General features: G+C 62.5%; 23 protein-coding genes and 3 pseudogenes. 18 read left to right on the forward strand and 8 right to left on the reverse strand.

Translation table 11 applies throughout. The annotated features are described in order from the left end of the window. Window positions 1-38 precede the first annotated feature (38 nt). The 11 genes and pseudogenes from E5X34_RS02710 (at window position 39) to E5X34_RS02760 (ending at window position 9540) form a co-directional block, all read left to right on the forward strand. Window positions 39-878 carry a cyclase family protein gene (locus E5X34_RS02710; RefSeq protein ID WP_292560654.1) on the forward strand — a complete coding sequence of 280 codons (840 nt, stop codon included), beginning with the start codon at window positions 39-41 and terminating at the stop codon, window positions 876-878. Beyond that, window positions 878-1228 carry a cupin domain-containing protein gene (locus tag E5X34_RS02715; RefSeq protein WP_292560657.1) on the forward strand — a complete coding sequence of 117 codons (351 nt, stop codon included), beginning with the start codon at window positions 878-880 and terminating at the stop codon, window positions 1226-1228. Before E5X34_RS02710 ends, E5X34_RS02715 begins: the two co-directional genes overlap by 1 nt. Then, window positions 1225-2025 (forward strand): SDR family oxidoreductase, encoded by an 801-nt coding sequence (locus E5X34_RS02720; protein WP_292560659.1) that lies wholly within the window; start codon window positions 1225-1227, stop codon window positions 2023-2025. Before E5X34_RS02715 ends, E5X34_RS02720 begins: the two co-directional genes overlap by 4 nt. Window positions 2026-2028: 3 nt before the next feature. Next, the gene (locus E5X34_RS02725; protein ID WP_292560662.1) at window positions 2029-2994 is read left to right on the forward strand and encodes a 3-hydroxyacyl-CoA dehydrogenase family protein; all 966 of its coding nucleotides are present in this window, start codon (window positions 2029-2031) and stop codon (window positions 2992-2994) included. Next, the gene (locus tag E5X34_RS02730; protein ID WP_292560665.1) at window positions 2957-4255 is read left to right on the forward strand and encodes an ABC transporter substrate-binding protein; all 1299 of its coding nucleotides are present in this window, start codon (window positions 2957-2959) and stop codon (window positions 4253-4255) included. Before E5X34_RS02725 ends, E5X34_RS02730 begins: the two co-directional genes overlap by 38 nt. Window positions 4256-4315: 60 nt before the next feature. After that, the gene (locus tag E5X34_RS02735) at window positions 4316-5050 is read left to right on the forward strand and encodes an ABC transporter ATP-binding protein (protein WP_292560668.1); all 735 of its coding nucleotides are present in this window, start codon (window positions 4316-4318) and stop codon (window positions 5048-5050) included. After that, complete coding sequence (locus E5X34_RS02740) at window positions 5043-5753, forward strand: ABC transporter ATP-binding protein (RefSeq protein WP_292560671.1); 711 nt, start codon at window positions 5043-5045, stop codon at window positions 5751-5753. Before E5X34_RS02735 ends, E5X34_RS02740 begins: the two co-directional genes overlap by 8 nt. Further along, window positions 5753-6616, forward strand: a complete 864-nt coding sequence (locus tag E5X34_RS02745; RefSeq protein ID WP_292560674.1) for a branched-chain amino acid ABC transporter permease — start codon at window positions 5753-5755, stop codon at window positions 6614-6616. The genes E5X34_RS02740 and E5X34_RS02745 overlap by 1 nt, the downstream gene beginning before the upstream one ends. Next, entirely contained in the window at window positions 6616-7629 is a 1014-nt protein-coding gene (locus E5X34_RS02750) for a branched-chain amino acid ABC transporter permease (RefSeq protein WP_292560677.1), read from the forward strand. Before E5X34_RS02745 ends, E5X34_RS02750 begins: the two co-directional genes overlap by 1 nt. 47 nt (window positions 7630-7676) lie before the next feature. Next, window positions 7677-8606, forward strand: a complete 930-nt coding sequence (locus tag E5X34_RS02755) for a 3-keto-5-aminohexanoate cleavage protein (RefSeq protein ID WP_292560784.1) — start codon at window positions 7677-7679, stop codon at window positions 8604-8606. A gap of 210 nt (window positions 8607-8816) precedes the next feature. Then, a pseudogene (locus tag E5X34_RS02760) lies at window positions 8817-9540 on the forward strand (hypothetical protein). A 103-nt stretch (window positions 9541-9643) separates the two neighbouring features. Here E5X34_RS02760 and E5X34_RS02765 read toward each other — a convergent pair. After that, window positions 9644-10495, reverse strand: coding sequence for an SDR family oxidoreductase (locus tag E5X34_RS02765; RefSeq protein ID WP_292560679.1), 852 nt, complete (start codon window positions 10493-10495; stop codon window positions 9644-9646). 106 nt (window positions 10496-10601) lie between these two features. Beyond that, a complete protein-coding gene (locus E5X34_RS02770) occupies window positions 10602-11918 on the reverse strand; it encodes an MFS transporter (RefSeq protein ID WP_292560682.1) in 1317 nt (438 codons plus the stop codon). A 163-nt stretch (window positions 11919-12081) separates the two neighbouring features. On the opposite strand from E5X34_RS02770, the gene E5X34_RS02775 reads away from it, so the two are divergent. From E5X34_RS02775 to E5X34_RS02795, 5 genes are all read left to right on the forward strand, one after another. Then, window positions 12082-13005 carry an AraC family transcriptional regulator gene (locus E5X34_RS02775; RefSeq protein ID WP_292560787.1) on the forward strand — a complete coding sequence of 308 codons (924 nt, stop codon included), beginning with the start codon at window positions 12082-12084 and terminating at the stop codon, window positions 13003-13005. A 472-nt stretch (window positions 13006-13477) separates the two neighbouring features. After that, window positions 13478-13846 carry a DUF1330 domain-containing protein gene (locus tag E5X34_RS02780; protein ID WP_292560685.1) on the forward strand — a complete coding sequence of 123 codons (369 nt, stop codon included), beginning with the start codon at window positions 13478-13480 and terminating at the stop codon, window positions 13844-13846. Between the two features lie 21 nt (window positions 13847-13867). Beyond that, window positions 13868-14848 (forward strand): SDR family oxidoreductase, encoded by a 981-nt coding sequence (locus E5X34_RS02785; protein WP_292560687.1) that lies wholly within the window; start codon window positions 13868-13870, stop codon window positions 14846-14848. A 3-nt stretch (window positions 14849-14851) separates the two neighbouring features. Then, window positions 14852-15493, forward strand: a complete 642-nt coding sequence (locus E5X34_RS02790; RefSeq protein ID WP_292560690.1) for a VTT domain-containing protein — start codon at window positions 14852-14854, stop codon at window positions 15491-15493. Continuing rightward, window positions 15487-16113, forward strand: coding sequence for a phospholipid methyltransferase (locus tag E5X34_RS02795; RefSeq protein WP_292560693.1), 627 nt, complete (start codon window positions 15487-15489; stop codon window positions 16111-16113). Before E5X34_RS02790 ends, E5X34_RS02795 begins: the two co-directional genes overlap by 7 nt. Window positions 16114-16140: 27 nt before the next feature. On the opposite strand, the gene E5X34_RS02800 is transcribed toward E5X34_RS02795, so the two are convergent. Further along, window positions 16141-16740, reverse strand: a complete 600-nt coding sequence (locus tag E5X34_RS02800; protein WP_366664866.1) for a TetR/AcrR family transcriptional regulator — start codon at window positions 16738-16740, stop codon at window positions 16141-16143. Between the two features lie 158 nt (window positions 16741-16898). Between E5X34_RS02800 and E5X34_RS02805 the strand changes: the two genes are divergently transcribed. Continuing rightward, window positions 16899-17642: an SDR family oxidoreductase gene (locus E5X34_RS02805; RefSeq protein ID WP_292560698.1), complete on the forward strand. Its 744-nt coding sequence runs from the start codon at window positions 16899-16901 to the stop codon at window positions 17640-17642. Between the two features lie 80 nt (window positions 17643-17722). Here E5X34_RS02805 and E5X34_RS02810 read toward each other — a convergent pair whose 3' ends face one another. The 3 genes from E5X34_RS02810 to E5X34_RS02820 are packed head-to-tail and all read right to left on the reverse strand — an operon-like array spanning window position 17723 to window position 20468. Continuing rightward, on the reverse strand, window positions 17723-18307 hold the full coding sequence (locus E5X34_RS02810) for an intradiol ring-cleavage dioxygenase (protein WP_292560701.1): 585 nt from the start codon (window positions 18305-18307) through the stop codon (window positions 17723-17725). Window positions 18308-18356: 49 nt separating this feature from the next. After that, window positions 18357-19445, reverse strand: coding sequence for an aldo/keto reductase (locus tag E5X34_RS02815; RefSeq protein WP_292560703.1), 1089 nt, complete (start codon window positions 19443-19445; stop codon window positions 18357-18359). Between the two features lie 30 nt (window positions 19446-19475). Continuing rightward, window positions 19476-20468, reverse strand: coding sequence for an MBL fold metallo-hydrolase (locus E5X34_RS02820; RefSeq protein ID WP_292560706.1), 993 nt, complete (start codon window positions 20466-20468; stop codon window positions 19476-19478). A gap of 179 nt (window positions 20469-20647) precedes the next feature. Here E5X34_RS02820 and E5X34_RS02825 point away from each other — a divergent pair. Beyond that, a pseudogene (locus tag E5X34_RS02825) lies at window positions 20648-21553 on the forward strand (LysR family transcriptional regulator). Between the two features lie 440 nt (window positions 21554-21993). Here the strand turns inward: E5X34_RS02825 and E5X34_RS02830 are convergent. After that, window positions 21994-22331: pseudogene (locus E5X34_RS02830) on the reverse strand (ATP-binding cassette domain-containing protein); the annotation flags it as partial. A gap of 28 nt (window positions 22332-22359) precedes the next feature. Further along, a complete protein-coding gene (locus tag E5X34_RS02835) occupies window positions 22360-23574 on the reverse strand; it encodes a methionine adenosyltransferase (protein ID WP_292560708.1) in 1215 nt (404 codons plus the stop codon). Window positions 23575-23757 lie beyond the last annotated feature (183 nt).

Consider the following 23757-nt stretch of genomic DNA (forward strand, 5'->3'; position numbering starts at 1 on the left):
CTTGACCCTGCCTCGGTGGGGGATGGAGGATTTTTGCCATGACGATCACGGTTCGCGGGATTGAGTTCCAGGATAATCTGGACAATCCGATGGGCATCGAATTCTACAATCTGTCTCATCGCTTCGGCTATCAGTGCCCGAATTGGCCCTATTTCCGCGACGTCCGCATCGAGCGCATGCACTACATGGCCAAGTCCGGCGTGCTGTCGCAGACCATCACCACGACAATGCATGTTACGACACATATCGATGCGCCGGCGCATGTCGTGCAGGGCACCCCCTTCATCGACGAGGTGCCGCTGCCGCATTTCTTCGGCTCGGGCATCGTAGTGTCGCTGCCGAAGAAGAAGTGGGAGCAGATCACCGCGGACGACCTTGAGAAGGCCTGCGGCAAGGCGATCCGCAAGGGCGATGTGCTGATCATCAACACCGGCTGGCACAAGGTCTACGAGGACGGCGACTACTTCCCCTATTGTCCGGGCTTCGTGCCGTCGGCGGCCGACTGGATGATCGAGAAGGGCGTCAAGGTCGTCGGTCACGACACCCAGGCCAACGACCATCCGCTGGCCACCGCCATCGGGCCGCAGCGCAACGGTCCGCTGCTTCCGCATCTGGCGGAGGAATACAAGCAATGGTCGGGCGGCGTCGACTGGAAGGATGCTTTCCCCGAGTGGGAGCCGGTGCACCAGAAGATCTTCAAGGCCGGCATCCTCGGTATCGAAAATGTCGGCGGCGATCTTGACGCGGTGACCGGCAAGCGCTGCACCTTCGCCTTCTTTCCAATCAACTGGGACCGCGGAGACGGCTGCATCATCCGCCTTGTAGCGATGATTGACAAAGCCCAGAAATACCGCATCGAGCCCGGCGAGGCGTTCTGATGCTTGTCAAGCGCTTTGCCGATGCGAAGCCCTATGAGGCGCCCAATCATCGCGGCGTCGTTGGGCTTCGTCTCCAGGGCTTCGAGTCAGGCGGACCTGAGAACCAATGGGTCGGCCTGTCGCAATTCCTCCCGTGGGGCGGGGCAGGACCGGATTCGACGCCGTTCGAAAAAGTCTACGTCGTCCTCGAGGGGCAAATGACGGTGATCGCGAACGGCATCGAGACGGTCCTGCAAAAATACGATTCCTGCACGATCGCACCGGGCGAAGTGCGCGAGATTGTCAACCGCACCAACCATGTCTGCTCGATGCTGGTCGTCATTCCCTACCCAGCCGGAGCGACGTCATGAGTGATTTCCTCAAAACCCCGATGTCGCTGTTCGACGTTGCGGGAAAAGTGGCGATTGTCACAGGCGCGTCCGGGGCCTTCGGGGCACTGGCAGCACAGGTGCTTGCAGGTGCTGGTGCAAAGCTCGCCCTTGTCGCCGGTAAGGTTGATGCCCTGGAAGAGACGGCGGTCGCATGCCAGGAACTCGGCGCCGAAGTCGAAGCGATCAATGCCCGCCCGTCCGATGAGGCCGCCTGCGCGGCGATCGTCTCGAAGACGGTGGAGCGCTTCGGCCGCATCGACATCCTCGTGGTAGCATCGGGCAAGAACGACGTGGCGAAAATCACCGAAATGGCGCCGGCGCGCTTCCTCGACGTGATGGACGCAAACGTCACGCAATCCTGGCTGATGGCGCGCGCTGCCGGCAAGCAGATGCTGGCGCAAGGGGAAGGCGGCAAAATGGTGCTGATGTCCTCGGCGCGCGGCCTGCTCGGCCATCCGGCCGGATATAGCGCCTATTGCGCATCGAAGGCCGCCGTCGACGGCATCACCAGGGCGCTTGGCTGCGAATGGGGGCCGACCGGCATTACCGTCAACGCCATTGCACCAACCGTCTTCCGCTCGCCGCTGACAGCCTGGATGTTCGAAGATACGGAAGACGCCGAGACCGTCCGTAAGGGCTTTCTGACGCGCGTGCCCAAGGGCCGTCTCGGCGAGCCGCAGGATTTGGCCGGGCCGCTGCTGTTCCTGGCCTCGAAGGCTTCGGATTTCTACACCGGGCACACGCTCTATGCCGATGGCGGCTATACGGCGGGGTGAGGCATGGCGCGGGCGAAGAAAAACATCGCGATCGTCGGCGCCGGCCTTATGGGCCATGGCATCGCGCAGGTCTTCGCCCACTCCGGGCATCGTGTCCGCGTCTTCGACGCACAACCGGCGGCTCTGGATACGCTGTGGCCGCGCATCGCGAAAAACCTTGCTGATCTGGGTCTCGAGACCGGGGCGGAACGCCACGTGTCTGGCCACACGGACTTGGGCGAGGCGGTCGCCGACGCGGATGTCGTCATCGAGGCCGCACCGGAAAAGCTTGACCTAAAACGTTTGGTGTTCGCGAATCTGGTGCGGCTGGCGCCGAAGTCGGCCCTGCTTGCTTCCAACACATCGGTCATCCCGATCGGCCATATCGCCGAAGGGCTCGAAACAGGTGCCCGCATCCTCGGCACGCATTGGTGGAATCCGCCCTTCCTGGTACCGCTGGTCGAGGTGGTGGGAACGCCCGACACCTCGCCCGACGCGATCGCTGCGATGATCGAGCTGTTATCTTCCGTCGGCAAGACGCCGGTCCATGTGAAGAAGGATGTTGCGGGCTTTGTTGGCAACCGGCTTCAGCACGCGTTGTGGCGCGAAGCCATCGCCATCGTCGCCGAGGGGATCGCCGACGCCGCGACCGTCGACACGGTCGTCAAGGCAAGTTTCGGCCGCCGGCTCGCAGTGCTAGGCCCGCTCGAGAATGCCGACCTCGTCGGCACCGACCTGACGCTCGACATCCACAATGTGGTTCTGCGGCATTTGAACCGCTCGCCCGACCCGTCGCCTTACCTGAGCGAGCTCGTCGCTTCGGGCCGGCTCGGCATGAAGGCGGGCGAGGGATTTCGTCATTGGACCGATAGCCAGGCGCAGGCACTGCGCGCCTCGGTCTTTTGCCATCTGAAGAATTTCGCATCAACGCCAACTGGCTCGGGAGGAGAACATGGCGAAGACGATGAAGGCAGCCGACGCAAGACATAGAAGGACGCGCCGCGATTTCCTGAAAACAGCGGCCGGGGCCGCCCTTGCCGCGCCGGCGATCCTCAAGATGACGCGTGCCTACGCCGACACGCCGAAGCTGAAGGTCGGGCATGTCAGCCCGCGCACCGGACCACTGGCCGGTTTCGCCGAGGCCGACGAACATATTCTTGCCGGCGTCGCCAAGGCATTTTCCGGCGGCATCGAGAACAACGGCAAGTCCTGGACGATTGAGGTCATCTCGAAGGATAGCCAGTCCAATCCAAACCGCGCGGCTGAAGTTGCGTCGGAGCTCATTTTGAAGGAGGAGGTCGACATCATCGTCGCCGCCTCGACGCCGGATACGGTCAATCCGGTCTCGGACCAGGCGGAGGTCAACGGCACGCCCTGCGTGACGACGGACTGCCCGTGGCAGCCCTATTTCTTCGGCCGCAACGGCACACCCGATACCGGTTTTGAATCGACCTATCATTTCTTCTGGGGCCTCGAGGACGTCATCGCCAACTTCATGGCGTTGTGGGATCATCCGGGTGTCGGCAAGAAGATCGGTGGGCTGTTCCCGAACGACGCCGACGGCAATGCCTGGGGTGACGCCGAGCGAGGCTTCCCGAAGCCGCTAGGCGCGGCGGGCTATGCGCTCACCGATCCCGGCCGCTACCAGCCGCTCAGCGACGACTTCTCCGCACAGATTTCCGCCTTCAAAGGGGCGGGCGACGAGATCGTCACCGGCAACATGATTCCGCCCGACTTCGCCACCTTCTGGAGCCAGGCCGGCCAGCAGGGGTTCAAGCCGAAGATCGTGACCATCGGCAAGGCGCTGCTGTTTCCATCGGTGATCGAATCGCTCGGCGAGCGTGGCAATGGGCTCAGCTCCGAAGTCTGGTGGACGCCGAACCATCCCTTTGCGTCGAGCCTGACCGGCGAGACGGCCAAGGCACTGGCCGATGGCTATGTCTCCGCGACGGGCCGTCCCTGGACGCAGCCGATCGGCTTCAAGCATGCGCTGTTCGAAGTGGTTGCCGATATCGTCAAGCGAGCGGCCGATCTCGAGGATCATGCAGCCATCATCGAAGCCATCAAGGCCACCAATCTGAAGACCATCGTCGGTGGCGTCGACTGGTCGAAGGGGCCGGTGAGGAACGTCTCCAAGACACCGCTCGTCGCCGGCCAATGGCAGAAGAAGGATGGCAAGTTCGAACTGGTGATCACCAGCAACAAGCAGGCGCCGGAGATTCCCGTCGGCGGCGAGCTCGTCCTTCTGTAGGCTTTCGGGCAGCGGTCGGGCTCGGCCTGGTTGCTGCCGGCTTCTTTCAAGGAACGTCTTTTGCCCATTCTGGCTGTCAACGGCGTCAGCAAGCGCTACGGAGCCCTGCAGGTCACGGACGATGTGACGTTGTCGGTCGCCGAGGGCGAGGCGCTGGGCATTATCGGCCCCAATGGCGCGGGCAAGACGACGCTGTTCAACCTGATTGCCGGAACCGTGCAGCCCGACGCCGGCACGATCGATTTCAACGGCTCCGACGTCACCCGCATGCCGGCGCGCCAGCGCTGCCATCACGGCATCGGCCGTTCCTTCCAGATACCGCACCCGTTTGCCGGCATGACGACCTACGAGAACATCCTGGTTGGCGCCGCCTTCGGCCGCAAGGCATCGGAGCGCGACAGCGAGGCGAGGGCAGTCGAGGTGCTCGAACTGACCGGCCTCAGGCGCAAGGCCAATGTGCTTGCCGGCCAACTGACCCTGCTTGAGCGCAAGCGCCTCGAAATGGCCCGCGCCCTGGCCAGCGATCCGAAACTGCTGTTGCTCGACGAGATCGCCGGCGGGCTGACAGAGCCGGAATGCATCGAACTCGTCGAAGCGATCAGCCATGTGCGCGCGGCCGGCGTCTCGATCATCTGGATCGAGCACGTCGTCAACGCCCTGCTTGCCGTGGTCGACCGCATCGCGGTGATCGACTTCGGCAGGAAGATTGCCGATGGCGACCCTCGCACCGTCATGGCGAGCCCGAAGGTCGCCGAAATCTACATGGGTCTGGACGCAGAGGCCGCGCATGGCTGAACCGCTGCTGTCCATTCGGGGTCTGAAAGCCGGTTATGGCGATTTCCAGGCTTTGTTCGGCATCGATCTCGACCTCGGGGCAGGCGAGGTGCTGGCGCTGATCGGCGCCAATGGGGCAGGAAAATCGACACTGTTGAAAGCGATCGTGGGATTGGTGCCCTGCGGCCGCGAGATGGTGTCGCTGCGTGGCGAGCCGATCGGCGGCGCGCGGCCCGACCGCATTGCCAGGCGTGGCATCGCCCTGGTGCCGGAGGGACGCCGCCTGTTCCGCTCCCTAAGTGTCGAGGAAAATCTCGTCGTCGGCGGCGAGCGCGCGAAACCCGGCCGCTGGACGCTGGAAACGGTCTTCCGGCTGTTTCCGATCCTGGGCGAGCGGCGCAAAAGCCTGGGCACGGCGCTGTCGGGCGGCCAGCAGCAGATGGTGGCAATAGGCCGCGCGCTGATGGCCAATCCCGACATCATCCTGTTCGACGAGATTTCGCTCGGCCTGGCGCCGGTCGTCATCAAGGACATCTACGCCGCCTTGCCGGCGATCGTCGCTACCGGCGTGTCGATCATCCTGGTCGAACAGGATGTGTCGCGGGCGCTTGGCGTGGCCAGGAGCTTCGTCTGTCTGCAGGAAGGCAAGGTATCGCTCGCGGGCCTTCCATCCGAGCACGCCCGCGCGGCGATCACCGCCGCCTATTTCGGGATGCGTCGCTGATGGAGTGGGTCAACGCCATCGTCCAGGGTGTACTGCTTGGCGGGCTTTATGCACTGTTCGCCGCCGGCTTGTCGCTGATCTTCGGCGTAATGCGCCTGGTCAACATCGCCCATGGCGATCTGATCGTGCTCGCCGCCTACATCGCGCTGGTGGTGGTGCAGGCGACGGGGCTGCATCCGCTGGCCTCAGCCATCATCGTCGTGCCGCTGATGGCCGCGATCGGCTACGGAATGCAACGCTTGCTGCTCAACCCAACCATCGGCAAGGATCTCTTGTCGCCGCTGCTCGTCACTTTCGGCATTTCGGTGATCCTGCAGAACGGCCTGCTGGCGACCTTCACGGCCGACAGCCGACGGCTCGCCGCCGGGCCGATCGAGACGGCGAGCATCGACATCCTGCCGGGTCTCAGCCTTGGCATCCTGCCGCTGATCATGTTCGCGGTATCGGTTCTGCTGATCCTCGGGCTCGAATGGATTTTCTATCGGACCAGCCTCGGTCGCGCTTTCCGCGCGACCTCGGATGATGCCGAGATCGCGCAACTGATGATGCTCGACCGCCGGCATGTCTTCGGCCTGGCGATGGCGCTGTCGGCCGCGGTCGTCGCCATCGCGGGCATCTTTCTTGCCATCCGCACCAATTTCGATCCCTCATCCGGCCCGGCGCGCCTACTGTTCGGCTTCGAGGCCGTCATCATCGGCGGGCTCGGCAATCTATGGGGCACATTGGCTGGAGGCATCGTGCTCGGCGTGGCGCAGGCGATCGGCGCGCAGATCTCGCCGGGCTGGCAGATCCTCGCCGGCCATCTTGTCTTCTTCCTGGTGCTGGCGCTGCGGCCGAAAGGCCTGTTCCCGAGGATGGATTGATGAGCGCCAGTTTTTCGATCGAACGCTCCACCGCGACCAGCCGTATCGCCGCGGCCGCGGCGCTGGTCGTGCTCGTTTGCCTGGCGGCGGCGCCCTGGTGGGCCGGCCGCGCCAATGTCCGGCTGCTCGGTGAGATTTATTCCTTCATCGCCCTGGCGAGTCTGTGGAACCTGCTTGCCGGCTATACCGGTCTCGTCTCCGTCGGCCAGCAGGCTTATGTCGGTTTCGGCGGCTACGCGCTGTTTGCGCTTGCCATGTTTCTCGGCGTCCATCCGCTGCTCGCAATTCTGTTTGCGGGCGTGCTCGGAGCGCTGATCGCCATCCCGAGCGCGCCGCTGCTCTTTCGCCTCCAAGGCGCCTATTTCGCCATCGGCACCTGGGTCCTGGCCGAAGTGTTTCGCCTCGGCTTCGCGCAGGTATCGGCGCTCGGCGGTGGCTCCGGAAGCAGCCTCACGGCAAGCGTCGTCACCGGCATCGCAACAAGCCGCGATCTGCGCGAAATACTGGTCTACTGGACGGCGCTGGTGCTGGCGCTGGCGGCGCTGGCCTTTGTCATCCTGCTGCTGCGCTCGCGCATGGGGTTGGCGCTGACGGCGCTGCGCGACAGCGAGATCGCCTCCGAAAGCCTCGGCATCGACATCTGGCGTAGCAAGCTTTTCGTCTATGTCGCGGTCGCCGGGCTGACCTCGATGACCGGCGCCTTCATCTTCCTGCAGAAGCTGCGCATTTCACCGGACGCGGCCTTCAGCGTCAACGACTGGACCGCCTACGTCATCTTCATCGCCGTCATCGGCGGCATCGGAACCATCGAAGGCCCGATCGTGGGCACGATCCTGTTCTTCCTGCTGCGCGAGGCGTTGTCCGATCTCGGAACCGCCTACCTGTTGATCCTCGGCGCGGTCGCCATCCTGGTCATGCTGAAAGCGCCGAAAGGGCTGTGGGGCATTCTCGCCGAGAAGACCGGCTTGTCGCTGGTACCGATACGCCGGCGCGTGACCTTTCAGGACCAGTAGAACAATCGCCGCCAAAGCAGCAAGGAAAGGACCAGCCCGTGGCCGACCTGTCAAAGAAAGTCATCATCACCTGCGCCGTCACCGGCGGCATCCACACGCCGACGATGTCGGATGCGCTGCCTTTCACGCCGGATGATATTGCCCGTCAGTCCATCGAGGCGGCCGAGGCAGGTGCGTCGATCCTGCATCTGCACGCGCGCGATCCGAAGGACGGTCGGCCGACGCCGGATCCTGCCGTGTTCATGCAGTTCCTGCCGCGTATCAAGCAGGCGACAGATGCGGTCATCAACATCACCACCGGCGGCGGGCTCAACATGAGCGTCGAGCAGCGGCTGGCGGCGCCGCTGATCGCCAAGCCCGAAATGTGCTCGCTCAACATGGGCTCGATGAATTTCGGCATTTATCCGCTCGCCGACCGCTATTCGTCGTGGAAGTATGAATGGGAGGAGCCTTATCTGCGCGGCACCGACGACTTCATCTTCCGCAACACCTTTCGCGACATCGAGCGGATCCTGAAATTGCTCGGCGAAGGCCATGGCACTCGGTTCGAGCACGAATGCTACGATGTCGGACATCTCTACAGCCTGGCGCATTTCGTCGATCGCGGCCTGGTGAGGCCGCCTTTCTTCGTCCAGATGATCTTCGGCATCCTGGGCGGCATTGGCCCCGACATGGACAATCTCAACTTCATGAAACAGAAGGCCGACAAGCTGTTCGGCAGCGACTATCGCTGGTCGGTGCTGGCTGCCGGCCGTTTCCAGATGCCATTCGCCACCCAGGCTGCCATACTCGGCGGTTCGGTCCGTGTCGGACTCGAGGATTCGCTCTACATCGGCCGCGGCAAGCTGGCGAACTCGAACGCCGAACAGGTCCGCAAGATCCGGACCATCCTGACCGAACTCGGCCACGAAATCGCTACGCCGGCCGAAGCCCGCAGGATGCTGGGATTGAAGGGTGGCGATCTCGTCGGCTTTTGAAATGGCCCGTCGTGAGGCCCAGGATTTCGACACTCAAAGACCGGCTGTGACACCACAGGGGAACGTTGTGATTTTGGTGGTCCGGGATGCGGTCCGTGTGGGGGTCGGCGCTGCGCGCCTCCCATCGTCGTCCGAGATGGTGCCTTGGGTCCTTTATCCTCTAGATGTTTGATCCCAAGCTTTGATGGGGCATCCTTGTCCACCAAAAGGATGCGCTATGGCCAGCTTCTTCACGGGAGCGCCACGACGACAGAGGCGTCCGTCGAGCGATACAGCATAGTCAAGAGAGCTTGAGGGCATTGGCCAAGCGCTACGGGACCAACCAGAAGACGGTCGGCAATGGAAGAATCGGACCCCGGTCTGTGATCTGTCAACCGGCCCAAAAGAGCCGAGGTCGATGGTTCTTTCCGCGGAGGAAGAGGCAATCATCGTTGGCTTTCGGCGCTATACGTTGCTACCACTCGACGACTGCCTCTATGCGCTACAATCGACGATCCCGCATCTGACGCGGTCTTTATTGCAACACTGCCTACAACGCCATTGCATCGCTGCCTGCAATGCCATGGCATCAGCCGCCTGCCGGACGTCGAAGGCGACAGACCGGCGAAGAAAAAGTTCAAGACCCATCTGATCGGCTTCTTACACATCGACGTGGCCGAGGTGCGCAGTGAGCGGGGCAAGCTGCACAGGTTCGTTGCCATCGCCCTCACTTCGAAGTTCGCCTTCGTCGAGTTGCATGAGAAGGCCACCATCGCCGTCTCCAGAGACTTCCTGCTGCGGCTGATCAAGGCCGTCCCCTATAAGATCAACTCCGCCAGCATCTCGCCGACTTCGTCACCCCCTACAACTTCGCTCGCAGGCTCAAGACCCTCAAAGGCCTCACGCCTACGAGTCCATCTGCAAGGCATGGGCTTCCCAGCCCGAACGCTTCTGACTCGATCCGTTCCAGCAAATGCCGGGACCAAATAGCTTTCGGAAGACATGGTCGAGGGGCGCATCGGCGATGCGCCAGTTTGCGTTCAGCACGCGGTTTTCCGTCAGCCTAACCCGCCGTTCGCGAATACGGTTTGAGCGTCGATCCAGGCGCCGTCCTGCGAGCAGAGAAGCGCGATGACGCTGGCGATGTCTTCCGGCAGACCTAGGCGGCCGAGGGGGGTCTGTTCGGGAATTCCGCGGAGCGCTTCTTCGCCATGCTGACGGAGGAGCTGCGTGTCGACGGCGCCAGGCGCCACCGCGTTGACCGAGATGTTGCGACCGGCCAATTCCTTCGCAAGGACGCTGGAAAAGAGCATCTGGGCGCTCTTCGTTGCAGCATATGCGCCCGTAGCCGGGGGTGGGGTCTTGATGATGCTCGAGGCCAGGCTGATGATCCGGCCGCCGTCACGCGTACGTCGCGCCGCCTCGCGCAGCACGTTGAAGCTGCCTTTGACGTTGGTGGCCATCATTCGATCGAAGGCCGCGTCCGTCATCTGGGCGAAGGGGCCGACGTTCATGACACCAGCGTTGTTGACCACCACATCAACACCCCCGAACGCCTGGTCATTGGCGTCGAAAAGAGCCTTGACCGCTGTGGGATCGGCGACGTCGGCCTGCCGAACGATGGCGCGTCCCCCAGCCGCCTCGATGTCGGCCACGACGCGGGCGGCGAGATCACGGTTGGTGAGGTAGTTCACGGTCACGGCAAAGCCATCGCGCGCCAAGCGCTTGGCAGTGGCAGCGCCGATGCCTCGCGATGAACCGGTGACGACGGCCGCCCTGCCGGCGCCGGGGAGGGCGGGTTGGGCGGCCGTGGCTGCCTGGGCCGAAATCGCGCTTCCGAAGGCGAGAGCCGCGGGAGCGGCAGCCGCGAGCGTCATGAAAGTGCGGCGCGAAGTATCAGCATCGGACATTGATGGTTCCTTTCTCGATATGAGCGGTTTGCATGCAAAACATGAGGTCACGCTCGGCGATTGGCGGGCCAGGGCCTGTTCTTGGCCTATCGGGAGGAGGCGAAAGTCACCGCCGTCCGAGCGAAGCGGCGATGCGCCGGTTTGCGATCAGCAAGGCGATGCCTGTCAGGACGCTCGCGATCGGGACGACCAGCAACCCGACGCCAAGGCCATTGGGTTCCTGCGCAGCCGTCACCGCGTCACTGACCATGCCGACGATGAGAGGCCCCAATGCCGGCCCCAGAAGGCCGGAGCCGATCATGACGAGGCTGGACGCCTGCGCTTGCTTGCCCTCGCCGGCCACGAGATGGGCAGCGCCGAAGGCCCATGGCAGCATAAACGAAAAGGACAGCATCCCCGGCACCAGCAAGGCGATCGACGACCAGCCAGCCGGCGCGAACAAGGCTGCACTCGTGGTTGCGCTGGCGATCAGGAGCAGAATGGCTGGCGGTCCGAGCACTCTCCCGCTGCCTGAACTCAGCGCTCGGTCGAACCAGCGTCCGCCCAAAAGCGTGCCAACAATCCCCATCAGGCCCTGCAAGAGACCAAAGGCCAGTCCGACCTCGCTCGCGCTGAAGCCGTGCGTGCGGATGAGAAACGGAGCGGAGAAGGCGTAGAAGGGTGCTGCAGCGAAGCCGAGGAAGATGGCGCCGATGAACAGCCAGCGAAACGCCGGCGACGCCAGCAACCGAAGACTGGATCCCACGAAAGGTTCGCTATTGGCGGTTGTGCGATCGAGCTTCGGGGTCGACCCCAGAACAACGAAGGCCAACAGGGCGATCAGCCCGCCGATGGCTCCGGCACCGATCATGGCGGTGCGCCATCCCAGCGAATCGCCGATCGCCCCGCCGGCGGCGAAGCCGACCATTGTACCGAGGGGGATGCCCATCGCGAAAAGACCGATCGCCAGGCCGCGGCGCTCGGGCCGGATCTTTCTGGCGATCAGGGCATGGCCGGCAGGTATTGCGCCGGCTTCTCCAAACGCCACGCCGAAACGCGTGAGCGCCAGCAGCAGAAAGCTTGCGGCAAAGCCACCGAGCGCCGTCATCGCGCTCCAGAGCAGAATGCACGAAACCAGGACGAAACGAGGCGATCCGCGATCTGAAGCCCGGGCGAGGGGCAACGACAGCAGTGAATAGCAGACCGCGAAGGCGAGACCTGTAAGTAGGCCCATCTGGGTGTCGCTCAGCCCTAGGTCGGCCTTAATAGATTCAGCAAGGATGAAAGGAAGTATTCTGTCGATCTGTGAAAATGCATTGATAAGAAGCAGCGTCGTGAAAATCGCGACCACGCGCCAACCGCGCACATATTGATTTGAGCGATTCTCTAAAATAGGTGGAAAATTTCTTTGTATGTCTATTGACCGCGCAGCGGCTTCTGTCATGTTCCACACACTCCTCGCTTGGTTCGCATCCTCAAGCTAGATGGAGTGTCTGATGATCAGAATGCCGGAAGCCTCAAAAAACTTGCCCAATCCTGCAGGCGACGATAGGTTGCCAATTGAAGGCCAGGTGCTGCGCTGGCCTCGCAATCCTCCGGAGGTGCGTGTGCCGCCATCGCTGTTCGGGGCAATCACCGCCTATATCGAGGTCCAGGGCGGTGGGCAGGGCGTGTTCCCGACATCGATCGACAGCTTCAATATCGTCCGTTCCTTCAAGGAGAGAATGCGGATGCGGCAGGTTTACAAGCCGTCGATCTGCATCGTGCTCCAGGGGGCGAAGGAAATCATCCTCGGGGAGGACACGCTTCGCTATGGCGCGATGGAGTGTCTGGCGGTCGGCATGACGCTGCCAGCGACTGGGCACATCGTCGAGGCAAGTCCCGATGCGCCATATACCGGTTTAACGCTTGAGCTGGACGTGGCGATGATCCGCGACGTGCTGGAGCAGCTCGAAGCGCCGCCGGCGCCCCCCGCCAACTCCGGTCCATGCCTGTTCGTGCGGCAGGTCGACGAACCTCTGGCCGAGTGTGTTCTGCGCCTTCTGCGAATGTGTGACACGCCCAAGGCAATCCCGATCCTTTTTCCGTCCGTCATGCGCGAGATCTGCTACTGGCTCCTGACCGGCCCGAACGGCGGTGAACTCTGCAAGTTGGCTGAGCCTGAGTCGAACGCTGCGCGGATCGCGAAAACCCTCCACCTCATGCACGAAGATATCGCCAGGACGCTGCGCATGGAGGAATTGGCGGAAGTAGCGCGAATGAGCCTTTCGTCGTTCCATCAGCACTTCAAGGCGATGACTTCGATGACGCCGCTGCAATTCCAGAAGCAGTTGCGGCTTCTCGAGGCGCGACGCCTGATGGTGATGGAAGATGCAAACGTCGCCGACGCCGCCTATCAAGTCGGATACGAAAGCCCGTCCCAGTTCAGCCGCGAATACTCCCGGATGTTTGGCGTTGCTCCGAAGCGTGACGTCATGAATCAGCAGCGCCTGTATAGCGAATATGTCGGTCGCCGGATGCAGACGGCGTAGCTGTCTCACTTTGTGCTGAGAGGGACTGCTCCCGGCACGCCAGGAGCGGCTCTTTTGGTGGTCCTGATCGCTTGTCAGGTCGCGCGGCATTTCGGAGTCGTCGGGCCGTGGCCTCCAGCTAGCTGCCGGTCCTGCGTGAAGCGCGGGATTGATAGACCGTTCGCACAACGGGCTGGAAACCAGGACTGCGGGCAATCCTCGATATACGCGTGAACCGCGGCCAATAGGGCAGACGTCATGTGGGCCTCCAGACGTCTGTGCGGCCAAAGCTGTACCTGTCCTGCCGAAGGTATCCCCCATCTGCAGGAACAGGCAAGTTTCTTGAAGATTCGGATATTCTGATCATTAGGCACTCCATTTAGCTTGGATTCCGGCCTCCAACCTGCGCGTTGCCGGCTTCCTTCGACAATGATGGCCGACGGAACGGCAGTGTCAGGCCGAATCCGTCGATGCCCCCAGATCCGAGCTAGGTATGCTTACACTCATTGAAGATGCACTCGATAGCTTCCTGAAAGAAGACGACGGACAAGCCGTCGTCATGCTCAATCTCCTGCGGTTCCGAGAGGACGGCGGCAGGGAGCAATACGCGGACTACCTCGCTGTCGCCACGCCTATCGTCGCCCGTTTCGGGGCGGAGATCGTCTATGTGGGCAATGGCCTCCCGGCTCTTTCGGGAGAGCCCGGACAGGCCTGGGACGCGGTTGCTCTCGTCCGCTACCCCAATCGCCGGGCATTTGCCGATTTGGCGAGGGATGCCGACTACCGGGACAAGGCGGCACCGATGCGCGAGGCGGCGCTTGCGGAGGCCGTGTTGCAGCCTCTCCAGACAGCTTCCTCCTAAGGGCGACGAAAGAATATCCGGATGCGAAAGAATTGGACCACCCAGGACATGCCGTCCCAAAGCGGCAGGACAATTGTCGTCACGGGCACCGGTGGCCTTGGCTTCCAGGATGCACTTGCGCTTGCCCGCGCCGGCGGCGACGTCATCATCGCCGGGCGAAACCCTCGCAAGGGAAATGAGGCCGTTGCCCGCATAAGACAGTCGGTGCGACAGGCAAGCGTGAACTTCGAGCCTGTTGATCTCGCAGATCTGGCCTCGGTCGCCGCATTCGGCCAGCGGTTGCGGGAGAGCCGGGAGCGGATCGACACCCTGATCAACAATGCCGCCGTCATGACGCCGCCGCAACGCCAGACCACGGCGGATGGGTTCGAGCTTCAGTTCGGAACCAACTATCTCGGCCACTTCGCGCTGAGCGCGCATCTTTTGCCTTTGCTCAGGCGTGGGCGGGACCCTCGTGTAGTCACGCTGTCCAGTATCGCCGTGCGCCGGGATGCAGCTATCAATTTCGATGATCTTCATGCCGAAAAGGCCTATCAGCCAATGCCCGTCTACGCGCAATCCAAGCTCGCCTGCCTGATGTTCGCGCTCGAACTTCAGCGCCGCAGCGACGAAGCCGGCTGGGGCCTGACGAGTATCGCTGCCCATCCCGGGATTTCGCGAACGGACCTTCTGCACAACGCCCCGGGGCGCTACAGTGCCCAAGGGCTTTTGCGATCGGTTTTGTGGTTCCTGTTTCAGCCGGCGGCACAGGGGGCACTGCCCACATTGTTCGCGGCGACGTCACCTGATGCTCGCGGGGGAAGGTACTACGGTCCCGACAGGCTTTCGGAGACTCGCGGCTATCCGAGCGAGGCGGCAATTCCGGCGCCCGCGTTGGAAGTGCATGTCGCCCGCCGGCTTTGGGACGTCTCGGAGAACCTGGCAGACGTCGATTTCGGCGTTGCAGCGACGACGCCTGTTCGTATCATTCCGAATTGGCCTAGCTCTGTCCGGGAGGCCTGACGGATGGACCCGCTCGCAAGCCTCGTCGACTGGATCGCTTTTTACGGGATGCTCGGTTTGTTCGCTGCCGGACTGGCTGAACGCTTCATCCCGGCTCTGCCTTCCCATGGCATGCTGGTTGCAATCGGCATGGCCGCGGCCGGAGGAAGTTGGTCGCTGCCCGCAGCTTTCATCATGACGACCTGCGCTAGTGTAGTCGCCAGCATCGCACTGTTTCTCGTCGTCCGGACTGTCCGACAGGATGTGTCCGCCAAGCTCTTGTATGGAACCGGGCGACTCCTGGGTCAGCCATCGACGCGCATCGACGGTATGCTGACCTCCTTTCGAGCGCGCGGAAGGGGCCTGTCCCTGATTGCCCAGATCGTCCCTACAGTCCGCTTCGTCGCGCCGCTGGCCGCTGCCGTTGTTCGCCTGGACGCGTGGCGCTTTGCCACCGGCACTCTGGTGGGTGTCGCGCTATGGAACGGCGCGTTCCTCGCCGCTGGCTACTTGGCCGCACGGTCGATCCCCGACCTCAATGCATCAGCCTTGGCGATTAAGCTCCTGCTCCTGGTTCTTGGCGCGGAGACGTTATCCATGCTGGTTTGGCGGCTGTTCGGGCAAAGCTATCGGCGCCGGACTTCGTCGGAGGATCGACGATGCTGAGCAGGTCGTCAGAGACCCTTCAGTTCTTCCGAGCCTGGCTATCGGAGCCGTTCAGAGTTGCGGCCGTGGCGCCATCCGGCCGGGCGCTCGCGGCCTTGATCGTGTCGGAGGTTTCCCCGGCGGCCGGACCGGTGCTCGAGCTCGGTCCCGGAACGGGCGTGTTCACGCGCGCTCTGCTAGCGCGAGGGATCGCCGAGGAAAACCTCGCGCTCATCGAATTGGGAACCGAGTTTGCCGCGAAGCTGAGCGCCGATTTCCCGCGCGCGAAGATCTTGTGCATAGATGCGGCGCGCTTGCGCGAGATCGAGCTTTTTGGTGACAGCCCTGCAGGGGCCGTGATCAGCGGCCTGCCGCATTTGTCGATGCCGCCGCGAGCGGTCTATTCCATCCTGCAAGGAGCCTTCGCGCACCTTCGCGCGAACGGCGCGTTTTATCAGTTCACATATAGCCCGCGCTGTCCAGTTTCGCGACCGCTGCTCGACCGGCTGGGCCTCAAGGCCAGCTATCTGGGCGGCACCTTCGCAAACTTGCCTCCTGCCGCCGTCTACCGCATTCAGCGTCGTAAGACTCCGCGTGTCCCCGAAATCCGGGTACGTCCCACTACGGCGGACAATCGCTGACGCGGCAGCCCATAGTTGCCATGAGGATCAAGCCTTGCGCTGGATCCCGTGACCAATCGTAGTGGTGATATGGTCCCAGCCAGACAGGGCGATTTCCGCGACGGCTGCAAGTTCAGCGCGGTCTGCTCCATCACGGGCGCGGATCGCCATGCCGCTTTGTACCGTCTGCACGAATCTCGCCAGTTTGGTCGTGTCTGCGGTGGCCTGCAGGTCCCCGTCGCGTTTGGCTTTGTCGAAGCGAGCCTTGAGGAGATCGAAACCACCCGCGCGGGTCGCTCGCATGAACTCGCCGAGTTCGGAATGTCCTTCGCTGCCCACGGTGGCGAGGGTCGCCATGCACCCATGGGGTAGATCGCAATCTCCACCCGTCATCGCCACGGCCGAATCCTGAAGAAATGCCAGCGCCGCCTCTCGTGCGGTCGACGCCTTGCCGAAACGCGTCCAGACCAAACCCTCATAGGTGGTGTAATAGTATCGGAGCGCTTCCGCGTAGAGAGCGTCCTTCGAACCGAAGGCCGCGTAGAGGCTCTTTGTTCCGATCCCCATCGCGTCCGTCAGATCGGTGATCGAGGTCGCCTCGTATCCCCTGATCCAGAACAGTCTTGTCGCGGCTGCGAGCGCGGCCATGCGATCGAATTCCCGCGGCCGGCCACGTGTGGGGCGTGTCGGCAGTGGCAGGTCGGCAAGCTTGGAAGCTTTATTATGCATCGATCACTGTATAAATCGGTTGACGGCGCTTTGCAACGAGTTTACCGATTAATGCAGCGATCACTGCATAAAAGGAAATGACCGTGAATTTGCTTGGAAAACGGGCCCTGGTGAACGGTGGGTCACGGGGGATAGGGGCTGCTATCGCGATTGCGCTTGCTGAGAATGGGGCTGATGTCGCCTTTACCTATCAGCGCTCTGCCGATCGGGCCGCAACTGTGGTCGGTTCGATCGAGGAGAAGGGACGGCGAGGTCTCGCTATCCGGGCCGATAGTGCCGACCCCGAAGCCATCAGCCGTGCCGTCACGGAGACTGTCGATGCGTTTGGAGGCCTCGATATTCTGGTCAACAGCGCGGGCGTCGGAACGGCTGGAATGACGGCGGACCTGTCGCTGGTCGATCTGCAGGCCATGCTGGACGTTAATGTTCGCGCGCCGGTCCTCTTTGCCCAGGCAGCGATCCCGCACCTCTCATCAGGAGGCCGCATCGTCTCCATCGGCTCCTCGCTTGCCGAGCGTGTTCCATTCCCAGGGGTGACGGCTTACGCCATGTCGAAGTCGGCACTGCTGTCGTTCACGCGAGGCCTCTCGCGCGAACTCGGCCCTCAGGGCATTACCGTAAATTTGGTTCTGCCCGGCTCGACCGATACGGAGATGAACCCGGCCAATGGCGAGAATGCTGATTATCAGCGAAGTCTGACGTCGCTGGGCCGTTTTGGCGAGCCCCGTGAAGTCGCGAGCGCCGTCGCGTTCCTTGCCGGTCCCGCTGCAAGTCTGATTACGGGTGCGGTCCTGAATGTAGATGCCGGCTTCAACGCCTGAGCTAACCCCGCCGCTATTAGCCAGCTGCCGCGGCGTTGCGTGACGCGGCGCAGGTCCGGCAGCTAGGCCTTTGCTTGCGGTCAAACTATGAAGTCGAAACGGCCGAACCGTCCGTCGCGGGTTTGTTTCATGTCGAGGACGAGTGTTTCGTGAAAGAGCTGATCTTCGAGATTTCGGGGCTCTCCAGGAAAGTAGAGCTGGGTTGTGAGGACGCGGCCTCCAGGACGCTCGACCTTGAAATGGAAGTGACGCGTCCGGCCGGGATAAAGCGCGGGCACGATGGTGTTGAACCACCAGCGCCCCTGCACATCCGTGAACTGGTGGCCGCGCAGCCGGAAGCCGATGCTGTCATAGGCGCCGTTTTCATCCGCATGCCAGATTTCGACGAGGCTGCCGGCGAGGGGCCGGCAGCGACTGTCTAAGACGAACCCCGCGACCGTGATCCGCTCGCCACCGGGCGCGCCGGGATAAAGATCGCGTTCGAGCGGCGAGTTCGGCCGGAAGAAGGGGCCGGCCTCCCTTTCGATCGTGACGTCGTTCCCATCGTCGCAGGAGAGTGTCAGCGGCAATTCGGGTGCGGCTTGCGCGAACGCCCTCATCCTGGCGGCATCGATAAGAGACAGTGTCAGAAAGGCCGTCAGAAGAGAGCGTCGGGTGGAGGGCAAGGTCGGTCTCCGGGATTCGATGAGGTTGCTGATGAACCGGCCGGGGCGGTTATCGCAGCCGCTGCACGGCGTTGGCCTGCGCCTCCCTGATGAGGCCGGAGTACATTTTCTCCTTGCCTGGATACCAGGGCATCGAGCCGATGGAGCCAAAGCCGGGGATCGTCTCCACATGCGCGACCATACGGGCGCGCATACGCGTGTCGGGAAGCGGGCCGGTCATCGCCTGGACATTGTCGCTCATATGGTCGGGATTCGACGTGCCGCACAGCACGCTGGAGACCGCGGGATGCGCCATGACCCATTTCAGGAAGAACTGGGCCCAACTCCTCGCGCCGAATTCCTGGGCGAAACCGGGAAGCGGCTGTCCTTCGACGACCTTCATCAGGCGTGCCTTTTCAAGCGGCAGATTGATCAGCACGCCGACGCCTTTTTCGGCGGCCACCGGAAGCAGGCGGCGCTCGGCGTCGCGATTGAAGATCGAGTAGTTGGTCTGGATGAAATCGACGTCATCGCGTTCGACGATTGCCAGCAGTTGCTCCTGCGCGGCCGACTCGTGATGGGTCACGCCGACATGGCGCACCAGACCTTCCTCCTTCCACGCCTTCATCAACGGGATGATGACCGGCGCATTGGTGATGCTGTGGCATTGCATGAGATTGATCGTGCCGCGCCAGGTGCGCAGCCGCGACTGGCGGAAGCTGGCCTCGGCATGGCTTTCGTCGCCGAGGTAGTCTCCCGTTGCCCAGATCTTATTGGCGAGGAACATCTCCTCGGGTTCTTCGAGCTCACCCATGAACTGGCCGACGCTGACTTCGGCCGAGCCGTAGAGCGGCGATGTGTCGACCACGCGGCCGCCGGCGGCGACATAGCGTTCGAAGACCTGACGAAGAGCGTCGCGGCGATCGCCGGGCTTCAAGTCGAAGGTGAGGAAGGTACCAAGGCCCAGCGTGGTCACCCGTTCACCGGTGCGGGGCAGGGTGCGGGTCAGCACCTCGGGATTGGAGCCGGAGGCCGATGCCGCCGAGCTTGTATCCTGGGCCTGCGCCGCAATGGTGGTCTGGGCGGCGAACGCCAGCCCGGTTGCAGTGGCACCCACTGTGCCGAGGAAACCGCGGCGATTTATTCTTGACGGATCCATGAGTGGCTTCCTGTTCGATTACCTTTGAATTCAAAACTGCCAGTTGGCGGGCACCCAGGCGTAGCCGCCATCGGTCTTGAGCATCCGGCCAAGGCCGGGGAAGGGGAAGTGGAAGCCGAGCACCGGGATGCGGTCGGTTGCCGCCCTGTCGAAGACGCGCCGGCGGGAGGAAAGCGCGGTCTGCTTGTCGCGATCGGGACCCGGGAGCCAGGGATTGTCGACATTGACGACCGGGTGGTAGGCAAGGTCGGCCGTCAGCAGCAGCTGATCGTTTCCGGAGTGGACGAGGAAGGTCGCCATGCCCGGCGTGTGGCCGGCGGCGACGAGCGTCGTGAGACCCGGCACGATCTCGGCCCCGGCTTCGTAAAGCTCTACATCGTTCATCACGGGTTCAAGGCTATTCTTGATGTTCGCCGCAAAGCGCACGCGGAAATCCTGTGGGACGGGCATGTAGGAGAGATCCGGATCGGTTTGGACGAAGAAATCCCAGTCCGCCTTCGGTACGAAGACCGTGGCGCGGGGGAAGGCCTTGCCGCCATCCGCGGTTCTGAGATTGCCGACATGGTCCGGATGGGTGTGCGAGATGACGATCGTGTCGATGTCCGCCGCGCTCAGGCCGATCGCCGCAAGGTTGTCGAAGATCCGGCCGCCATGCGGCCCCATCGTCGCGCCGGCCCCGGCCTCGATCAGAATCCGGCGGCCATCGGTTTCGATCAGAACCGTATTCAGGTTGAGCGTCAGGTGGTCGGTCGGAAGAAATGCTCGCCGCAACACCTCCTCAAGCTCCGCTTCGGGCGCGTCGCTGGCATAGACACGAGGAGGGCCGCCGATAACGCCGTCGCTCAAGACGGTCGCGCTGATCTCGCCGACGCGGAAGCGGTAGTGACCCGCGTTGCCAGCCAACGACGGCGCGGCCTGGGCATTGGCGTTGCCGGAGCCGCTCAGGCTTGGGATGAGCATGCTTGATGCGCCTGCGACAGCGGACAGCATGATAGCGCGTCTATTGAGAGTGAAGGCATTCATCGGTTTTCCCTTCTTCGTAGGGCACCTCCCGCGCCTTTCTCACCCATACGGGGGCCGGAAATGATCGGCGAAAGGAAGCTGGCAGAGCGCCATAGCTGAACTTTTCGCCCACCATGACATGGCTCAATTCATCCGATAAGATGCGCAACTATGATCAGCTTGATTAGAATACCTTACCAATGAGCTCTGTGCGCCTGGACAGCTTTGATGTCTTCGTCTCTATCGTCCGCTGCGGTGGCTTCCGGGCGGCGGCGCTCTAGCGTGGCGTATCTTCATCGGCCCTGAGCCAAACAATGAACGGGCTCGAAGAGACCCTCGGCATCCGGCTCCTTAATCGCACGACCAGAAGCGTGTCTCCCACGGAAGCCGGGAAACGCCTCCTTGAACGGCTGGCGCCGGCATTGAGTGACATCAGGCTGGCGATCGCGGAAGTCGACGAGTTGAGGGACACTCCGTCCGGAACGCTTCGGATCAACGCCCCGGCGCCGGCCGTCGATCATTTTCTTTGCCCATTGGCCTTCGACTTCATGGACGCCTATCGTGAGGTGAGCATTGAAATCGTCAGCGATGCGGCGGTTGTCGACATCGTGGAACAGGGCTTCGATGCCGGCGTCAGATTCGGCAAACAATTGGCGCAGGATATGATCGCGCTCCCGCTTGGCCCCGCGCTTCGCTATGCGATCGTCGCTTCACCGGACTACATCGAAAAGCACGGCCAACCCCAGACACCACACGATCTGGTCGGTCATGATTGCATCAAGCGCAGATTTCCTGGGGGCACTCTGGCCACCTGGCGGTTTGCCGACGGAGACGAAGAGATCGAGGTCGCTCCCACGGGCCGCCTGATGGTCAGTTCGGCGCATAACGAGCTGCAGGCGGCGCTGGCCGGCAGAGGAATAGCCCATGTTTTCGACGACTATGCCAAGCCCCACCTCCAGAATGGCGAGCTCGTCGAACTGCTCTCCGATTGGAGCCCGACATTGCCGCACTGGTTTCTGTACTATCCGAGCCGCCGCCTCCCCAGCGCTACCATGCGGGCATTTCTGGATTACGTTAGGAACTACGACTGGCAGGACGAAACGTAACGGTGGCTCGTCGGACCCGTTGTTCAAGTCGGTTGCACAAATCCGCCGTGCAGAGCTTCGATGCTTTAGACGATTTCGGCCCTTAAGGTACCTCGATGCCGTGGCCGAAGAGATCTCCACCACAAGAGGGCTGGGAGGTCCAGCAGGGTATTGGTTAGTTCAGCTTCCTGCGCAAACAGGCATGCGTCTCAATGGCAGCTTTGCGCCCAATGTCGGCCGCTCGGCCACGCTATGCCGGTACCTGAAAGCAGACAGGCCTAGAGGTGCACGAACACCAACGAGTCAGGACAAGTCGGCGATCTATTGGAGATTCCGCTCGCGTACGGCCACGCCGTCGCCCACCCGGTCGCTCGGTGCAGCACGACCCGATCGCCTTCCGACAGGCCGGCTCGATCTCGGCCATCCTGTTGTCCCGGTGGCCGATCCTGACCACGGCCCTGCTCGGTGACCAGCGCGACGTTCTCGTAAGCCGTGAGGCTGGGGATCAGATTGTAGAACTGGAACACGAAACCGACGTGGCGGCGGCGATAGGATGTCAGCCCCCGGCCGTCGAGGTCGGTCAGCCGCAAGTCCTTGAAGGAAAGCTCGCCGCTGGTCGCGTGATCGAGCCCGCCCATGATGTTGAGCAAGGTCGATTCCCGCTGCCCGACGGACCGAGCAGGACGACCACTTCCCGTGCCGAAATCTTCAGGTTCACGCCGCGCAAGGCGTGCACTTGCGTCTCGCCCGAGACATAGGTCTTGGTCAGATCATGAGCGGCAAATACTTTTTTAGTCATGAGTTTCCAACCTGCCCCGTCTGCGCCATCAAAACGAGGTTATCCGGCCGGCGAGGAAATCTTGGATGAGCTTCGGAATCCGGCTCAGGCGATCTGCTGTGATTGCTTCTGCGGGTTGCCTGATCTTTCCGATTGGCAATCCGTCTCGGGTCGCGACTTTCAGCTGCGCGAGGGCGGGCCGAGTCACCGGGTCGCCGATCCGGCTCACCAGCATGCACTCGGCAGCCGCGACGTCGGGCAGCGCAGCGCAGATCGCCTCGGCGATATCACGCGCCGCGATGTTGTAGATCTTCCCGACATGCGATACCGGGTTCTTGCCCGCGGCTGCTTCAAGGCTCATTGGCCGACAGGGAGTGATCAAGCCGTTGACCCTGTTGCCGCGGCCTACCTGGCCGTCATCCCCAGCCTCGGCCGATGTCCCGGTGACGGTGAGATAAAGCGCGCCCTGGGATGCTCCATCGGCGGCGTTGACGTCCACATTGGACCCTGTGAACCCATGCTGCCTGGCAAGTTCTGCCACGAGTGTCCGAAGCTCGGATCTCTCGGCAAGATAATCGTCTCTGTGAGCGAGATAACGCCCGATCATGGCGCAGGCGACGGTCAGGCGAACCGACCTGCCTTGTCGAACACCCATCACCTTTACATCCTCGCCCCATGCGGGATGTACCCGAATTCGGTCTCTTCCGTTGATGTGTCGCTCGACGTCAAGCACCAGGGTTTCAAGGGCGCTCATCGGCGCGTAGCCAACGCCAATCGAAGTATCATTGGCCAACGGAGCTTCGGACATACCCGAAAACAGCTCCTGCAGATCCTGTGAACCGGGTCGAGTCAGCACGTGGAATCGGACGTCGCGGTCCGCATCGAGGGCGTGCAGGCTGGATTTCAGCCAAGACCGGGATCCCTCGACCGCTATCTCTTCGACCGGAATCTTTCCCCCGCCGATTTTAGCTGTGGCCCTGCCCGCCAGATAGATGTTTATCGGACTGGTGACAGAGCCGCCCCCGAAGGCAGGCACGGAGCGACCGCCCAGCAGAAGCGCCTTGTCCACGTTGTGGTGAAGGATGCGGTCAAACCGCCGAGAATACTCCAGGGACAGATTACGCGAGAATGTCTCAGCAAGGGCATCGCAGATGGTGTCCGGGTGACCCAGCCCCTTCCGCTCGACAACTTCGACCGGGTCATTGGGAACATCATACGCCGTCAGCACCAACCGTAGCGCTGACGCGGTTTCAGGGTGCGACATGGCACGCGTCCGACTACGAGCGACGGGTCATGACGGCTTGCCTTCACCGGACTGGCCGCTCGGTCGAGCAAGGACGCAATCCAGCCGCGGCAGGAATCCGGCGACATTTTTCATGTACGCGCGATACGCGTCGCCGAATTCGGCAATCGCTTCGCGCTCCTCGGCCCGCGCCAGCCTCACATA

Origin of the sequence: Mesorhizobium sp. (genome assembly GCF_004963255.1) — a bacterium.
Taxonomy (GTDB): Bacteria; Pseudomonadota; Alphaproteobacteria; order Rhizobiales; family Rhizobiaceae; genus Mesorhizobium.

Bases quoted from the DNA above. Each gene is read 5' to 3' on its own strand.
- E5X34_RS02765 (WP_292560679.1), bottom strand. From the start codon at position 10,495: ATGTCCGATGCTGATACTTCGCGCCGCACTTTCATGACGCTCGCGGCT.
- E5X34_RS02730 (WP_292560665.1), top strand. From the start codon at position 2,957: ATGGCGAAGACGATGAAGGCAGCCGACGCAAGACATAGAAGGACGCGC.
- E5X34_RS02725 (WP_292560662.1), top strand. From the start codon at position 2,029: ATGGCGCGGGCGAAGAAAAACATCGCGATCGTCGGCGCCGGCCTTATG.
- E5X34_RS02740 (WP_292560671.1), top strand. From the start codon at position 5,043: ATGGCTGAACCGCTGCTGTCCATTCGGGGTCTGAAAGCCGGTTATGGC.
- E5X34_RS02710 (WP_292560654.1), top strand. From the start codon at position 39: ATGACGATCACGGTTCGCGGGATTGAGTTCCAGGATAATCTGGACAAT.
- E5X34_RS02715 (WP_292560657.1), top strand. From the start codon at position 878: ATGCTTGTCAAGCGCTTTGCCGATGCGAAGCCCTATGAGGCGCCCAAT.
- E5X34_RS02815 (WP_292560703.1), bottom strand. From the start codon at position 19,445: ATGGATCCGTCAAGAATAAATCGCCGCGGTTTCCTCGGCACAGTGGGT.
- E5X34_RS02820 (WP_292560706.1), bottom strand. From the start codon at position 20,468: ATGAATGCCTTCACTCTCAATAGACGCGCTATCATGCTGTCCGCTGTC.
- E5X34_RS02800 (WP_366664866.1), bottom strand. From the start codon at position 16,740: ATGGCCGCGCTCGCAGCCGCGACAAGACTGTTCTGGATCAGGGGATAC.
- E5X34_RS02785 (WP_292560687.1), top strand. From the start codon at position 13,868: ATGCGAAAGAATTGGACCACCCAGGACATGCCGTCCCAAAGCGGCAGG.
- E5X34_RS02780 (WP_292560685.1), top strand. From the start codon at position 13,478: ATGCTTACACTCATTGAAGATGCACTCGATAGCTTCCTGAAAGAAGAC.
- E5X34_RS02835 (WP_292560708.1), bottom strand. From the start codon at position 23,574: ATGTCGCACCCTGAAACCGCGTCAGCGCTACGGTTGGTGCTGACGGCG.
- E5X34_RS02795 (WP_292560693.1), top strand. From the start codon at position 15,487: ATGCTGAGCAGGTCGTCAGAGACCCTTCAGTTCTTCCGAGCCTGGCTA.
- E5X34_RS02770 (WP_292560682.1), bottom strand. From the start codon at position 11,918: ATGACAGAAGCCGCTGCGCGGTCAATAGACATACAAAGAAATTTTCCA.
- E5X34_RS02750 (WP_292560677.1), top strand. From the start codon at position 6,616: ATGAGCGCCAGTTTTTCGATCGAACGCTCCACCGCGACCAGCCGTATC.
- E5X34_RS02745 (WP_292560674.1), top strand. From the start codon at position 5,753: ATGGAGTGGGTCAACGCCATCGTCCAGGGTGTACTGCTTGGCGGGCTT.
- E5X34_RS02805 (WP_292560698.1), top strand. From the start codon at position 16,899: ATGACCGTGAATTTGCTTGGAAAACGGGCCCTGGTGAACGGTGGGTCA.
- E5X34_RS02720 (WP_292560659.1), top strand. From the start codon at position 1,225: ATGAGTGATTTCCTCAAAACCCCGATGTCGCTGTTCGACGTTGCGGGA.
- E5X34_RS02790 (WP_292560690.1), top strand. From the start codon at position 14,852: ATGGACCCGCTCGCAAGCCTCGTCGACTGGATCGCTTTTTACGGGATG.